At 69.3% G+C, this 264-nt stretch carries 1 pseudogene; it reads left to right on the top strand.

The features are described from left to right. Positions 1 to 133: pseudogene (locus tag KBI52_RS32375) on the top strand (nitric oxide dioxygenase); the annotation flags it as partial. Positions 134 to 264: the final 131 nt, after the last annotated feature.

Raw genomic sequence — 264 nt, 5'->3', positions numbered from 1 at the left:
GGGCTTCTACCTGTGCGGTCCGCGCCCGTTCCTGCGGGCGCTCGTCGGCGGCCTGGCACTGGCCGGGGTGCGCTCGAACCGCATCCACTACGAGTTCTTCGGGCCGGCCGACGAGATCATAGCGGCGGCTTGAGCGGCGGTCCTGAGCCACTAGCCTGTCGTTCCGGCCGGAATCGTGGTCGACTCAGGGTCTCCGACCAGGCGTGGCCGAGAGGAACGGGCCGGGCAACATGATGACGAGCCTACCGGATGTCCGTCGTCGCC

This window comes from Microvirga sp. HBU67558 (assembly GCF_018069605.1).
Classification (GTDB): Bacteria; Pseudomonadota; Alphaproteobacteria; order Rhizobiales; family Beijerinckiaceae; genus Microvirga; species Microvirga terrae.
This window is presented reverse-complemented; position numbering and strand designations above follow the sequence as displayed.